The following is a 13,785-nucleotide window of genomic DNA, read 5'->3' on the forward strand; positions in this document are numbered from 1 at the left end:
GGGCACGTCCGTCGGCGTCGGGGTCGAGGCGTCCGCCGTTGCGGCACTGTCCGCCCGCGTGCCGGCGGACAGTGCCGCGGCCTGTCGCATGGCGTGTGCCGCCTGCGAGTCGATCGTCACGGTGTCGCCGACCTTCACGCCGAGCTGGTTGGCCGCCGACTGTGGCAGGGCGATTTCGTGGTTGTCGGCCGGCTGGTCGCCGTGCGTGACCTTGACCGGCAGCAGTTTCGCGCCGTCCGATGCGGCGATGGCCTGCACGTTCACGTTCCGGTCGCCGTTGGTGACGGTCACGGTGGCGGACGCGTCGACGCGCACGCCGTCCACTCCCTCGGTGGCGCGCATCCTGTCGATGTGGAAGTCGCCGACAGAGCGCGTGTATGCGTATTCGAGCGCCTTGTCGTCGAGTTCGCCGAACGGCTTGGGCGCGATCATATAGTCGGCGTCGCCGAACTGGGCGGTGGTCTGTCTGGTCAGGGATGCAGTCATCGCGTTGGAGAACAGGAACGTGGAGGCGATGAACGCGGTGCCGATGAGGATGGCGATGCCCGCGGGGATGAGCATCCGCGCGCTCTTCCTCATGAGTCTGATGGTCAGTGAAAGCATGATGGGCCTTTCGGATCGGATCGACGTGTCTTGACGGATCAACGTTCAGCGTGCATGGCGTGCGCCGGACGAGGAACGGCGACGGCCTCGCGTCCCCCGACCGGCGCGGCCCGTACGGTCGACGGCATCCTCGCTCCCGCTCAACCAACCGTTCGCCGCCGTGCCTCCTGGCAGCGCGGACTGGTCCGGGACGGACGCAATGGCCGCGGTCGACGCCGGCGGCGTCGGCGGCAGCACGTCATCGGTGACCGGCAGTGCGGTCGCGTTGCGCGTGCCGGCCAGGCGCGCGAGCCGGTCCGCGGACGTGCCGGTGACGGCGGCGCGCGTGGCCCTCTCGCGTTCGGCCATGAGCAGCCGGTTCATGCGTTCGGCGGTTGGATGCGGCTCGTCGGCCACGATCCGCCCGTCGGCGAACACGATGGCCCGATCCGCGTAGGAGGCGGCGACCGCGTCGTGCGTGACCATGATGATCGTCTGTCCGAGTTCGTCGACCGACCGGCGCAGGAAGCCGAGCACCTCGGCGCTGGACACGGAATCGAGGTTGCCGGTCGGTTCGTCGGCGAACACGAGCTTCGGCTTGGTGATCAGCGCGCGGGCGATGGCGACGCGCTGCTGCTGGCCGCCGGACAGTTCGGTCGGCCGGTGGTCGAGACGGCGTTCAAGGCCGAGCGTGGTGACGAGGGTCGCGAACCAGCGTCGGTCCGGTCTGGCTCCGGCGAGCGTCAACGGCATGAGGATGTTCTGCTCGGCGGTGAACATCGGCAGCAGGTTGAAGCTCTGGAAGATGAATCCGATCCGGTTGCGGCGCAGCAGGGTCAGCTGCCTGTCGTTGAGACGGGTCAGGTCGCGCCCCTCGAACATGATGCGTCCCGATGTGGCCGAATCGAGGCCGGCGAGCGTGTGCATCAGCGTGGACTTGCCGGATCCGGACGGTCCCATGATCGCGGTGAACCTGCCGCGTTCGAAGGTCACGTTGACGTCGCGCAACGCGTGCACGACGCCCTCCCCCTCGCCATAGTCCTTGACGAGGTCGATCGCCTGGATGGCGGGATCAGGCCGGGAGGCTGCGCTGACTGTGTTGGTTTCGTTCATGATGCTCATGGCGTTGCTCCATACATGTTTGCCGCGGACGTGGTCCGTCCGCTCCTGGATTCCACGCTATGCGCATCGCCCGGCGCACCCCATCGTGCGCAGGGTTGAATTACGGAAGGCCGCATACGCGGGTCTCATCCTTTCGGATGAGCGTGTCCCTCCCGCCCTCGTGCATCCGCCTACGCGGTGTGCGGGCGCACGACGCGAAGCGGCGGCCGACACCGCATGACGTTCGGTGTCGGCCGCCGCTTGATCAGGCAGGCCTGGAGAGCCTTCCCCTCCCATCGTCCGGTGCCGTCGCCCGTCCTCGAAACGCGGGCGACGCCCCTTCCACCGGTACGACGGACCCTATCGGATCCTGTCCGCCGGGCTCACTTGGCCAGACCGGAGGCGCGCACGGCCTCGAAGCCGCCCTTGAGGTCGTCGAGGATGTCCTCGATGTTCTCGGTGCCGATGGACAGGCGGATGGTGCCCTGGTGGATGCCCTGGTCCTCGAGCTCCTCCAAGGTCTCCTGGGAGTGCGTGGTGGAGGCCGGGTGGATGACCAGGGACTTCACGTCGGCGACGTTGGCCAGCAGGCTGAACAGGTGCAGGTTGTCGATGAAGACGCGGGCCGCGTCCTTACCGCCCTTGATGTCGAAGGTGAAGATGGAGCCGGCGCCGTTCGGGAAGTACTTCTCGTACAGCGCGTGGTCGCGACGGCCCTCGATGGACGGGTGGGAGACGGACTCGACCTCGGGCACGGTCTGCAGGTACTCGACGACCTTGAGCGCGTTCTCGACGTGGCGCTCGACGCGCAGGGACAGGGTCTCGGTGCCCTGCAGCAGCAGGAACGCGGCGAACGGGCTCAGCGTGGCGCCGGTGTCGCGCAGCAGGATCGCGCGGATGCGGGTCACGAACGCGGCGCCGCCGAGCGCCTCGTAGAAGTTGAGGCCGTGGTAGGACGGATCCGGCTCGGTGAGGGTCGGGAACTTGCCCGGCACCTCGGCCCAGTTGAAGTTGCCGCCCTCGACGACGACGCCGCCCAGCGTGGTGCCGTGGCCGCCGATGAACTTCGTGGCGGACTCGACGACGACGTCGGCGCCGTGCTCGAGCGGACGGAACAGGTACGGGGTGGCGAACGTGTTGTCGACGATCACCGGCAGATGATGCTTGTGGGCGATCGCGGAGATGGCCTCGAAGTCCGGCAGGTCGGCGTTCGGGTTGCCGAAGGTCTCGAAGTAGACGAGCTTGGTGTTCTCCTGGATGGCGTCCTCGAAGTTCTGCGGGACCTCCGGGTCGACGAAGGTGGTGGTGATGCCGTCGCGCGGCAGCGTGTGCTTGAGCAGGTTGAAGGTGCCGCCGTAGATGTTCTTGGAGGAGACGATGTGGTCGCCGGACTGGGTGATGTTACGCACCGCGTATTCGACGGCCGCGGCGCCGGAGGCGACCGCGATGCCCGCGGTGCCGCCCTCGAGGGCGGCGATGCGATCCTCGAACACGCCCTGGGTGGAGTTGGTCAGACGGCCGTAGATGTTGCCCGGGTCGGCCAGACCGAAGCGGGCCTCGGCGTGGTCGAAGTTGTGGAAGACGTAGGAGGTGGTCGCGTAGATCGGCACCGCGCGGGAGTCGGTGGCCGGGTCGGCCTGCTCCTGTCCGACGTGCAGCTGCAGGGTTTCGAAACGGTAGTTCTTGTTCTTCTCGGCCATGATGTGCTCCATTCTCGGGTTGGTCGACGTGCTGGTTTCCTTGCCACCCGCCTGCCGTGTTCGGCGGTTGGCGAGGTGTTGGTTATGAAGGTACGACCCGGGTGCCGCACGGCGCAAGCCGAACGCTATCGGGGTTGCCTATAGCCCCTTCAAACACGTTGGGATCATTGGGATCCCGGCATGCGCAAACCGGTCGGAAACCGCCCGCGACGGGCGCGACACGCCGATCGGACGCCATCGGATGTTCGCGTTCACGCCGACTACAGTCGTGCGCGATACACGGGCCGGCGCGCACGACGCCCGGCCACCGCAGAACACTGCGGAACACCGTGAGACTTGAGACTGGAGGATTCGCCGATGAGCGATGTGATCCTATACGAGCGCGACCCCGACTACATTCCGCGCGTGGCCGCCGTGCACGACATGTGCGGCTACGGCAAGTGCTCGCTGACCGCGGCTATCCCGATCCTGTCCGCCGCCGGATGCGACGTGTGCCCGGTGCCCACCGCCCTGTTCTCCGCGCACACGAGGTACCGGGTGTTCACGTTCCACGACACGACCGACATGCTCTCCGGCTATCTCGACGCGTGGCGGTCCGAGGACGTCGAGCTCGACGCCGTGTACTCCGGGTTCCTCGGCTCCCCCGATCAGGTGGCGATCATCCGCCGCCTGTACGACGAGTATCCGGACGCGCTGCGCCTGGTCGACCCGGTGATGGGCGAAGGCGGCGAGATGTACCCCACGTACACGACGCGGCTGTGCGAGGCGATGGGCGCGCTCGCCGACGGTGCGGACGTGCTCATGCCGAACCTGACCGAGGCGGCGATCCTCACGGGCCGGGACTATCCGGGCCGCGATCTGGACGATGCGGCGGTCGACGACCTGCTGGAGGCGCTGCTCTCCCTCGGCGCCAGGAACGTGGTGTTGAAGGGCATCGACCGCGGCGACAGGATGATCCGCAACTACGTTGCGTCCGCCTCGGTCGGCGTCGGCGCGAGGCGGGAGATCGCGCACGAAAGGCTGCCGTACATGATCCACGGCACCGGCGACGCGTTCGCCTCGGCCCTGTGCGGCGCGCTGATGGCCGGCCGCGGGCTCGCCGAATCGGCGCGCATCGCCGGCGAGTTCGTCCGTCACGCGATGGCGCACACCCGCAACCAGCCGCACTACGAGGATCGCGGCGTCAGCTTCGAACTCGATCTGGCCGACCTGACCTCTCTGGTCGGCTGAACCGGTGGCGGGGCGGCCGAGCCGAGTCCGACGGCGCACGGCTCGCTCGGCAGTCACTGGTGCAGCGGGTCGCTCGTGCACTCGTAGAACAGGCGCCCCTTGTCGGTGTTCTGCCCGTATTTGAAATTGGGGTTGGGGTTGCCGTCGAAGTCGGTCTGGTAGTAGGCGCTGAAGAACTCCATCTCGCGTTTGATATTGGCCTCGAAGCCGGCGTTGTCGCCCTTGGCACCGACGGCGGTCATCGTGCTGATGTAGTCGTCCTCGCTGATCGGCGCGGGCAGCAGATCGTGCTTGACGAGGCACCGGTAGGTTGCCCGGTACATGGCCTCGACGTCGAGCCGTTCGGGGTTGTTCCGCATGCTGACGTACAGGCTGGAGATGATGCCGGCATCGGTCTTCGCGTGGCATTGCTTCATGATGTCGAGCTGCTCGTCGTCGGAGAGGGATCCGCGGTACTGCGCGACGGTCTCGCCCTCGTCCGCGGAGTACGTGGCCTGCAGCCCGTAGGGTTCGAGACAGGTGTTGTAGTCGTCGTAGACCTCCTGGATCTCGGCGTCGGTGATCCTGCCGTCCCTGAGGATGCCCCGCGCCAGATCGGTGGGCGCCTTGTCGTATTCCCGCTTGAATTCGTCGGCGTATGGTCCGGTGAACGTCGGCGTGCCGCCGTCTGCGGACCCGTCCTTTCCGGAGTCGGCGCCCGTCGACGTTCCACCGGCGGCGCAGCCGGCGAGCGCGGCGCATATGGCCAGCGCCGCGCCGATGGCCGTGATGCGTCGGCGCCATCCGTGGAGCGGGTGTGTGGTGGATGTCGTTGTCGTGTTCATGGCGGCCTCCTTGCCGTGCGGGTTTCGTCGCACCTGTGCGGGCGCGTCTCGTGGAGCCCGTGTTCGTTGTTTCCGTGTGCTTCTACGGTATGTCGTCGCCGCATGCGGGGCCAGTGGCCCCGTCGTCCGCGGGACGACGTCGATCGGATGGCGTGTGCGATGTGGTGACGGGGTGCTCGTCGTCCCCGTCCAATGGGATGCGCGCGTAGATGATCCAGTCGCCGTCCTCGGCGCTGGTGTTGAGTTCGCCGCCGAGTCGGGTGATGATGCGCCGGTGCAGTGCGAGTCCGCTGCCGTGCGGCGCGACGCCTGCCGGTTTGGACGTGGCGGGCAGCGGGTTGGTCTCCATGATCTCGATGGCGTGCTCTCCCAGCGTGACGACGGCGTGGTAGGCGCCCGCGGCCGGATCGAGGTGGCGGATGATGTTCGAGGCGATCTCGCCGATGAGGTTCGCGGCCTGCGCGGCCGGTTCGTCCGTCGCGTGCCGTCGGTTCGGACGCACGGACGGTGGGATGTCCGCCGGCGCGTGATCCGGGACGCCGCGCAGTTCCATGGTTCCGGTGAAGCCGAGATGGTCCAGTCGTCGGCGAGCTTCGCGGACGGCGTCGCCGATCACGTCGCCGTCCGGCCGTGGGGATTCGTCCGGCGTCGCGTCCGTTCCGGCGCCCGTCCGGTCGTCGTCCGTTCCGGCGTCCGTCACAGGTGTGCGTCGCGTGGCGTCTTCGGAGCGTTCGAGCAGGTCGATGACGTGGTGGATCTCGTCGAGGACGTGGCGTGCCTGTTCGTCGACGAACCGCCAGTCGGCGCGCTCGCCGGCGTGCGTGTCGTCGTCGGGGATGCGCCGCAGCTGGCGTTGGGCGGTCAGGGCGATGTAGGACAGTCCGCCGGAGGCCGAGTCGTGGATGCGCGAGGCGAGGCGCGTGTTGCGCTGCAGCGTGTCGAGCCGCCATTGGCGGCGTTCGAGGTTCATGGCCCGTTCGCGGCTTTCGTCGCGTTGGCGCCGCCAGCGCAGGGCCATGCCGATCATGGTGGCGAACACGAACATACCTACGTAGTTGACCATGCCCACCCATGTTGCGGACAGGGCGTTGAATCGGTTGAGCGCGACCGGCACGCATTCGGCGAGCGAGATGGCCGTCAGTGCGCCGATCGCGACGGGGATGGAGCTGTCGTAGCCGATGAGGGCGAGCGCGAGGTAGGCGGCCCACAGCGGGTTCGGTCCGGACAGGTCGAGGACGAACAGGCGGGCGATGACGCCCGCGATGATGAGCCAACTCGCGGTGCGGGGCAGGAACGGCGAGAGGATGACGGCGATGACCGCGATGGTGCACAGGAGCCGGTTGAGCGGGTAGATGGGCGGGATCGCCGCCCATTCGATCAGGGTGGCGGCGAGCACGAACAGGGCGATGAGGATGCGGAACGCCCTGGCGTGCAGCGCCTTAAGGATGCGTGTCCCCGCGTTGGTCGCATCTTCGAGGCTCATCGCTCGCCTTCCGACGCTCCGGTCCACAGGGCGACGGCCTGTCCGCGCGAGGAGGCGCCGAGCTTGCGGATGGCGCGCGCGAGATAGGTCTTGGCGGTGGAGACGCCCACGTGCATGTCCGCGGCGACCTGTTCGCTGGTCAGGCCGCGAGAGCACAGGTTCATCGCCTCGGCCTCCCGGTCGGAGAGCAGGAACTGGCGGGGCGCATGTCCGCCGGAGAGGAGCGCATGCGCGTCTGCCGCGGTCCGGAAGGACACGTCGTCGTTCGTCCGGTTCCATGTGCCTCCGGCGGCGAGCATGCGCACGGCGTCGATGATGGGCGCCTCGACGGATTTGGGGACGATGCCCTGCGCGCCGGATTCGGCGGCCTTGGAGCGTACACGGCCAGGGAGAACGAGGTGACGGCGAGGATCGCGACCCGAGCGGTCCTGATCCTGATGGCGCGGATCACGGCCGGGCCGGACAGCTCGTCCAGCGACATGTCGGTCAGCAGTACGTTCGGCATGGTGTCCGGCGTCGTGCACATGCGCACGGCCGCGCGTCCGGATGTGGTCGACCACAGTATGCGCGCCTCGGGCATGAGCTCGGCCAGGGACCGTTCGAGGAAGGCGAGCGCGAACCGGTCGTTGTCGAGCAGTCCGATGGTGACGATCGGGCGGATTGCGTCCGCGGTCTCGGTGTTCTTGGTGTCCTTAGCGCTTGTGGCGTCGCTGTATGCGGCTGCGGTGTTCGTGTCGCCCGTCATGGCTTGGCTCTCCCCTCGCCGCGCGCAACGTCACGTGCGGCCTCGTATCTTCACCGTAGCACCGCTGGGGTCGCCGCGTCGAACGGTGTTGTAGTCCCATGGATGACGGGTGGATGACGGGGACGGTGGATAACCTTCCCGTCGTCCACATCCCGTCCACAACACGCCCGGGGTATGGGTTCCGGTCCACAATCCCCATGGGCGTTGCCCGGAGCATGACCGGTGCCGCATAGTCGGTTCCCATGGATACCACCACGATCATGGGTCCGCCGGAGCCCCTCATGTCCGGCATGTGCAACGACGCCTCCGATGCGGTCGACGAGCTCGCCGAGATCGGCTCCCTGTTCGACGATCCGCTGCTCTCCTCGCGCGAGCTCGGCGAGCTCGGCGAACGGTATGCGGCCGCCTGGCTCGTCTCGCGCGGCTGGAGAGTGCTGGATCGCAACTGGCGTTCCCGCTACGGCGAGATCGACATCGTCGCCGTCTGCCCCGAACGCCGTCTCGCGTTTGTCGAGGTGAAGACCCGGCGCACCATGCGCCATGGCCTGCCCCAGGAGGCGGTGACGGCCGCGAAGCAGGCGAACCTGCGCCGCGCGGGCGTGCAGTGGCTCGTCGACCCCGCCCATCGGATCGCGCACACCGGGGTGCGTTTCGACGTGTTCACCGTCATGGTGCGCGACGGCCGACCGGACGTCCATCTCATTAAGGGGGCGTTCTGATGGTGATCGGCAACGCGCTCTCCGTCGGACTGATCGGTCTGAAGGCATTCACCGTGTCCATTCAGGCGTTCGTCAGTCCGGGGCTGCCCTACTTCTCGATCATCGGACTGCCCGACGCCTCGCTGTCCGAGGCGCGCGAACGGGTGAAGTCCGCCTGCCAGGCGACCGGATTCCACTGGCCCGAGACCCGGGTGACGGTGAACATGTCGCCCGCGTCCATGCCGAAACGCGGCTCCTCGCACGATCTGGCCATCGCGGCGAGCGTGCTGAGCGCCGCCGGCGCGATCCCCCACGACTGTCTGATCGAGACGATCACGATGGGCGAGGTGAACCTCGACGGCACCGTGCTGCCGATCAACGGCGTGCTGCCGATCCTCCTGCACGCCCGCGAGCGCGGCATCAGACGGGCGATCCTGCCGGCCGGAAACATGGACGAGGCTGATCTGATCTCGGGCGTCGAGGTCAGCTGCGTGCGTCATGTGGGTGAGCTCGTCGAGCTGATGGGGGGCATGGCCCGCTACAGTCTGCCTGACGTCGAACGTCCCGCGGGCGAGTGCGAGGGGGCGGGGGGCCGAGCCCGGCGCGTTCACGCCTCCCCCGTCCGGGGATATGTGCGACGTGGTCGGCCAGCCCTACGCCAAATGGGCGCTGGAGGTGGCGGCCGCCGGAGGCCATCACGTCATCATGGTGGGGCCTCCGGGCTCCGGCAAGACGATGCTCGCCTCCCGGATGCCGTCGATCATGTGCCCGTTGGGCGTGCCCGAACAGCTGGAGGTCGCCTCGATCCGCTCCCTGTGCGGCACGCTGCCCGCCTACGGCATCTGCGACGTGCCGCCGTTCGAGGCGCCGCATCACACGTCGTCCACCGCCGCGCTGGCGGGAGGCGGATCGGGGCTCGCGGCCCCCGGCGCGATCACCCGGGCGCACCGGGGCGTGCTGTTCATGGACGAGGCGCCGGAGTTCTCGTCGCGCGCGTTGCAGACGCTGCGCGAGCCGCTCGAATCCGGGTACGTGGCGCTCTCGCGCGCCAAGGGCACGACGTACTATCCGGCGGCGTTCCAGCTGGTGATGGCCGCCAACGCGTGCCCGTGCGGGATGAGCTACGGCACCGGGGAGCGCTGCACGTGCACGCCGCAGGAGCGGCGACGCTACTTCGCCCGCCTGTCCGGGCCGATCCTCGACCGTGTGGACATCCAGGTGGAGGTGCCGCCCGTGTCGCGCATCATCCTCGACGAGGAAGTGGACGAGCCGCGCGAGACCAGCGCGGAGATCCGCGCACGTGTGATCGAGGCGCGCTCCAGGGCCGCGGAACGCTACGAGCAGTACGGGTGGGTCTGCAACGCGCAGGCGTCGGGCCGGTGGATGCGCGACCACATGTCCCGCTACGCGCTGGACCCGATCAACCGGGCGCTGGAATCCCAGCGGCTCAGTCTGCGAGGCGCGGACCGGGCGATGCGTCTGGCCTGGACGCTCGCCGATCTCAAGGGCATCCCGTCGCCGGGGCGCGAGGAGACCAGTCAGGGCATCGCGTTGAGGACACGGCTATGAGCGGCGTCGACACCATGATTCCCGCGGACGGCGTCTGCGACATTGACGAGACGGCGGACGGCACGGGTGGCACGAACGGCACGAACGATGCGAGCATGGACGGGATCACGGTGACGCGATCCGACGAGGTGCGTCCGACGCCGGGCCCGACCCCGCCGCCGCCCGACGTGGAGACGCTCGCCCGGGCCACGCTCACGTTCTGTCTGGACGGCGCCGACGCGCTGATGTACGCGCTCATCAAGGGAGCCGGAGCGCCCAGCGTCGCACTGGATCTCATCCTCGCCTCCCGTACCGGCTCCCCGCAGGCGAACGCCTCGGACAACCGTCTGGACCAGCTGTTCGCACTGGGGCTGGCCCGGTGGGGCCGCAGGGTGAGCGCGCGGGGCATGGACGCGTTCCACCGTGCGCTCGCCGGATGGCGTGCGCGTCTCGAGGCGCTGCCCTCATCCGACTGGAGGACCCTGACCGAATGGTTCACGATGGACGGGCGCCAGTGGATCATCGCCCCGCACACCCCCTACTGGCCGATGCAGCTGCAGGACCTGTCCACGCGCAGGGACTGGGCGGCTCCCCTGTGCCTGTGGGGCATCGGGGACGCGACCGCTTTGACCAGCTGCGAGCAGCCGCTGGCGGTCGTCGGTTCGCGGGGCGTCACCGACTACGGACGCGAGGTGGCCAGGGAGGTCGCCTTCCGCGCCGCCTCGGACGGGCATCTGATCGTCTCCGGAGGCGCGATGGGAGCCGACGCGGCCGCGCACTGGGGCGCGCTGAGCGCCTCGGGGGTGGGGGATCCGAAACGAACCGGACGCACGGTGGCGGTGTTCGCCGGCGGGCTCAACCACATCGGCCCCCTGTCGAACATGCGCCTGTTCGACACGATCACGCAACGGGGAGGCGCACTGGTCAGCGAACTGTGTCCGGGCACCATCCCCGAGGGACGCCGGTTCCTGCTGCGCAACAGGATCATCGCCGCGTTGGGCGCGCAGGTGGTGGTCGTCCAGGCGCGACTGCGCTCCGGAGCGCTCAACACGGCGGGATGGGGGTGCGATCTGAACCGTCTGGTGATCGCCGTCCCCGGCCCCATCACCACGCCGCACAACGCCGGATGCAACCAGCTCATCGCCGACGCGAAGGCGATCCTGCTGACGAGCGCCGAGGAGATCACCGATCTCGTCCACCCGCCGCATCCGCCACACGTCGCAGCCGCGGACACACACGACGAGGACTGAACCGCCGCTACGCCCGCCATTGGCAGCGGTCGAGATCCACACGCCAACCGTCCGCGCCGGCCGGCTCCCCGTCCCCCCGGCGTGAAGACGACGCCCTCCGCCTCGAGCAGGGCCCGCTGACGGTCGGGGCCGCCGAACGCGAACCCCGGGGCGAGCGACCCGTCACGGAACACGACCCGATGGCACGGGATCACCCCCGGTTCGGGATTGGCGTGCAGCGCGAACCCGACGAACCGGGCGGCGCGGGGGGATCCGGCGAGCGCGGCGACCTGCCCGTAGGTGGCGACCCTGCCCCGGGGGATGCGCCGCACGACCCGGTAGACGCGTTCGCTGAACGTCGGTTCGCCGAACGTGGAAGTGCGGGTGTCATGGTCGTCGTCGTGCGTCTGCATGGGCTCCAGTCTACTGCGCACCGGTCGGTGCGCGGGCGTTCGCGGTCGGTCCGCCCTTATGTGACAATGAGGGGTATGAGTCCGAAGCAGTTGGAAGAAATGTATGATGCGGTGATCGTGGGCGCGGGCGCCGCCGGCCTGTCGGCGGCGCTGGGGCTGCTGTGCTCCCCGGCGGTCGCGCGGATGAGACGGGAGGGCGTGGAGCCGAGGATCCTGGTGGTCTCGAAGCTGCAGCCGCTGCGTTCGCACACCGGTTCGGCCGAAGGCGGCATCGCGGCGTCGCTGGGCAACGTCGAATCCGATGACTGGCACTGGCACTACTACGACACGGTCAAGGGCGGCGACTGGCTCGTCGACCAGGATGCGGCGCGGCTGCTGGCCGAATACGCGCCGCAGACCGTGATCAACCTGGAACGTCAGGGGGTGGCGTTCTCCCGCACCGACGAGGGGCGTATCGCGCAGCGTCGCTTCGGCGGGCATACGCGCGAGTTCGGCGGCGAGCCGGTCAGGCGCGCGGCGTATGCGGCCGACCGCATCGGCCATCAGATACTGCATACGCTGTGGCAGCAGTGCGTGGCCGAGGGCGTCGCGTTCGCCGAGGAATGGTATGTGACCGATCTGGTGCTCGCCGAGGACGGGGGGCGTGCGGCCGGCGTGGTCGCGTTCGACACGCATGCGGGCGCCGTCAAGGCCGTGCATGCGCGCAACGTGCTCATCGCCACGGGAGGCGCGGGCCGACTGTTCCACACCACGTCGAACTCGTGGGATCTGACCGGCGACGGCATGGCGCTGGCGCTGGATGCCGGGCTGCAGCTGGAGGACGTCGAGTTCGTGCAGTTCCATCCCACCGGCCTGGCCCATACGGGCATTCTGCTGTCCGAGGCGGCGCGCGCCGAGGGCGGCGTGCTCAGGAACGCCGACGGTGAGGCGTTCATGGAGCGCTACGCTCCGGGGCACGCCGATCTGGCGGCCCGCGACGTGGTGTCACGTTCCATCATGGCGGAGATCGACGCGGGCCGCGGCGTCGCCGATCCGAAGGATCCGGACGGGCCGAGGGACTGCGTGTGGCTCGATATGACGGGCATCGACCCGGATCGTATGCACGCCGTGCTGCCACAGGTCGTCGAGACGATCGAGCAGTACGCGCACATCGATCCCGTCAGGGACTACGTGCCGGTCAAGCCGACCGCGCATTACACGATGGGTGGCATCCCCGTGACGACACGGGGCGAGGTGTACCGCTGGTCGGCGGATACCGACGGCGAGGCAACGCGCACGAAGGTCGCCGGACTGTTCGCGGCAGGCGAATGCTCCTGCGTCTCGGTGCATGGCGCCAACCGTCTGGGAGGCAATTCGCTGCTCGACGCCTGCCTGTTCGGCACGCGCGCGGGGGAGCGCGATGGCCGAGCGGATCGCTGACGAGCCGGCCGGCGATCCGACGGCTGCGGACGATCCCGAGCTGCTGGCGCTGGACGGGACGCTGTCCGATGCGGTGGACCGCAGCGCGGACCATCGCAGGCAGGAGCTGGCCTCGCTGCTCGACGCGTCCGCGTCCCACGACCCTGAGGACAACAACCCGTATCGGCTCATGGCCCGGCTCGGCTCGCTCATGGAACGCGCTCTGGCGGTCCGTTGCAGCGCGCAGTCCATCGAAGCCGCCCTGGAGGAACTGGACTCCCGTGTCGCTCCCGAGGCGGACTCCCTGCATGCGCATGACGCCACGGCGGCATTCAACCAGGAAATCACCGCCATCTGGGAGGTGCGCCACCTGACCACGCTGGCGGGAGCCATGCTCTCGGCCAGCGCGGGCCGCCGTGAATCGCGCGGATCCCTCAGGCGCCTCGACTTCCCCGAACGCGACGACGAACGCTTCCTCGCGCATTCCATGATCCGTTCGACCCCCGTGGAGGATTCCTCGCACGGGGCCGACGCTCCGGGGTACGAGCTGCTCTGGCAGCCGGTGCATATCGTCGACATCCCGCCGAAGCGCCGCGAATACTGACCGCGTGTCGGCACGCGGCCGACACGGAGACGTCCCGACCATGCGGTGTGTCACAATGGAGAGTTGTTTTGGCAGTGTTTTTGGCAGGAGGCGCGCGCATGACGACCAGCACGAACGTGACCACGGTGACTTTGAAGGTGAACCGGTTCGCGCCACGCCCCGAGCGTGAACGCGACAGGACGCGCTCGGGCAGCCCCTTCGCCCGCAGGAGCTCGCCGTTCGGCGGATCG

Annotated in this window: 10 protein-coding genes and 4 pseudogenes; 6 read left to right on the top strand and 8 right to left on the bottom strand. The window is 68.7% G+C overall.

Going from position 1 to position 13,785, the window contains the following annotated elements; genetic code table 11:
- From BCAL_RS11735 to BCAL_RS11745, 3 genes are all read right to left on the bottom strand, one after another.
- Positions 1 to 579, bottom strand: a 579-nt coding sequence (locus tag BCAL_RS11735) for an ABC transporter permease (RefSeq protein ID WP_162178557.1), incomplete at its 3' end; no start/stop codon positions are given.
- A 69-nt stretch (positions 580 to 648) separates the two neighbouring features.
- Positions 649 to 1,704 (bottom strand): ABC transporter ATP-binding protein, encoded by a 1,056-nt coding sequence (locus tag BCAL_RS11740; RefSeq protein ID WP_156101987.1) that lies wholly within the window; start codon positions 1,702 to 1,704, stop codon positions 649 to 651.
- A 362-nt stretch (positions 1,705 to 2,066) separates the two neighbouring features.
- A complete protein-coding gene (locus BCAL_RS11745; RefSeq protein ID WP_043166599.1) occupies positions 2,067 to 3,383 on the bottom strand; it encodes an O-acetylhomoserine aminocarboxypropyltransferase/cysteine synthase family protein in 1,317 nt (438 codons plus the stop codon).
- Between the two features lie 357 nt (positions 3,384 to 3,740).
- On the opposite strand from BCAL_RS11745, the gene BCAL_RS11750 reads away from it, so the two are divergent.
- Positions 3,741 to 4,613, top strand: coding sequence for a PfkB family carbohydrate kinase (locus BCAL_RS11750; RefSeq protein WP_043166584.1), 873 nt, complete (start codon positions 3,741 to 3,743; stop codon positions 4,611 to 4,613).
- 53 nt (positions 4,614 to 4,666) lie between these two features.
- Here BCAL_RS11750 and BCAL_RS11755 read toward each other — a convergent pair whose 3' ends face one another.
- From BCAL_RS11755 to BCAL_RS12950, 4 genes are all read right to left on the bottom strand, one after another.
- Positions 4,667 to 5,437, bottom strand: a complete 771-nt coding sequence (locus BCAL_RS11755) for a hypothetical protein (protein ID WP_043166586.1) — start codon at positions 5,435 to 5,437, stop codon at positions 4,667 to 4,669.
- 82 nt (positions 5,438 to 5,519) lie between these two features.
- Complete coding sequence (locus BCAL_RS11760; RefSeq protein ID WP_043166588.1) at positions 5,520 to 6,920, bottom strand: sensor histidine kinase; 1,401 nt, start codon at positions 6,918 to 6,920, stop codon at positions 5,520 to 5,522.
- Complete coding sequence (locus BCAL_RS13435; protein WP_162178558.1) at positions 6,917 to 7,084, bottom strand: helix-turn-helix domain-containing protein; 168 nt, start codon at positions 7,082 to 7,084, stop codon at positions 6,917 to 6,919. The genes BCAL_RS11760 and BCAL_RS13435 overlap by 4 nt, the downstream gene beginning before the upstream one ends.
- The gene (locus BCAL_RS12950; RefSeq protein ID WP_081887465.1) at positions 7,081 to 7,665 is read right to left on the bottom strand and encodes a response regulator; all 585 of its coding nucleotides are present in this window, start codon (positions 7,663 to 7,665) and stop codon (positions 7,081 to 7,083) included. Before BCAL_RS12950 ends, BCAL_RS13435 begins: the two co-directional genes overlap by 4 nt.
- 290 nt (positions 7,666 to 7,955) lie before the next feature.
- Between BCAL_RS12950 and BCAL_RS11775 the strand changes: the two genes are divergently transcribed.
- The 3 genes and pseudogenes from BCAL_RS11775 (at position 7,956) to BCAL_RS11785 (ending at position 11,161) form a co-directional block, all read left to right on the top strand.
- Positions 7,956 to 8,384, top strand: coding sequence for a YraN family protein (locus BCAL_RS11775; RefSeq protein WP_395951741.1), 429 nt, complete (start codon positions 7,956 to 7,958; stop codon positions 8,382 to 8,384).
- Positions 8,384 to 9,932: pseudogene (locus tag BCAL_RS11780) on the top strand (YifB family Mg chelatase-like AAA ATPase). Before BCAL_RS11775 ends, BCAL_RS11780 begins: the two are co-directional and overlap by 1 nt.
- Entirely contained in the window at positions 9,929 to 11,161 is a 1,233-nt protein-coding gene (locus BCAL_RS11785) for a DNA-processing protein DprA (RefSeq protein WP_052119226.1), read from the top strand. Before BCAL_RS11780 ends, BCAL_RS11785 begins: the two are co-directional and overlap by 4 nt.
- 7 nt (positions 11,162 to 11,168) lie before the next feature.
- Here BCAL_RS11785 and BCAL_RS14010 read toward each other — a convergent pair.
- Positions 11,169 to 11,553: pseudogene (locus tag BCAL_RS14010) on the bottom strand (MGMT family protein).
- Between the two features lie 75 nt (positions 11,554 to 11,628).
- Between BCAL_RS14010 and BCAL_RS11790 the strand changes: the two are divergent.
- Together BCAL_RS11790 and BCAL_RS13355 are read left to right on the top strand one after the other, a co-directional pair.
- Positions 11,629 to 13,555, top strand: a pseudogene (locus tag BCAL_RS11790) (FAD-binding protein).
- A gap of 98 nt (positions 13,556 to 13,653) precedes the next feature.
- Positions 13,654 to 13,785, top strand: a pseudogene (locus BCAL_RS13355) ((2Fe-2S)-binding protein); the annotation flags it as partial.

Source organism: Bifidobacterium callitrichos DSM 23973 (assembly GCF_000741175.1).
Lineage (GTDB): Bacteria > Actinomycetota > Actinomycetes > Actinomycetales > Bifidobacteriaceae > Bifidobacterium > Bifidobacterium callitrichos.

Bases quoted from the DNA above. Each gene is read 5' to 3' on its own strand.
- BCAL_RS11740 (WP_156101987.1), bottom strand. From the start codon at position 1,704: ATGAGCATCATGAACGAAACCAACACAGTCAGCGCAGCCTCCCGGCCT.
- BCAL_RS11745 (WP_043166599.1), bottom strand. From the start codon at position 3,383: ATGGCCGAGAAGAACAAGAACTACCGTTTCGAAACCCTGCAGCTGCAC.
- BCAL_RS11750 (WP_043166584.1), top strand. From the start codon at position 3,741: ATGAGCGATGTGATCCTATACGAGCGCGACCCCGACTACATTCCGCGC.
- BCAL_RS11755 (WP_043166586.1), bottom strand. From the start codon at position 5,437: ATGAACACGACAACGACATCCACCACACACCCGCTCCACGGATGGCGC.
- BCAL_RS11760 (WP_043166588.1), bottom strand. From the start codon at position 6,920: ATGAGCCTCGAAGATGCGACCAACGCGGGGACACGCATCCTTAAGGCG.
- BCAL_RS13435 (WP_162178558.1), bottom strand. From the start codon at position 7,084: ATGAACCTGTGCTCTCGCGGCCTGACCAGCGAACAGGTCGCCGCGGAC.
- BCAL_RS12950 (WP_081887465.1), bottom strand. From the start codon at position 7,665: ATGACGGGCGACACGAACACCGCAGCCGCATACAGCGACGCCACAAGC.
- BCAL_RS11775 (WP_395951741.1), top strand. From the start codon at position 7,956: ATGTGCAACGACGCCTCCGATGCGGTCGACGAGCTCGCCGAGATCGGC.
- BCAL_RS11785 (WP_052119226.1), top strand. From the start codon at position 9,929: ATGAGCGGCGTCGACACCATGATTCCCGCGGACGGCGTCTGCGACATT.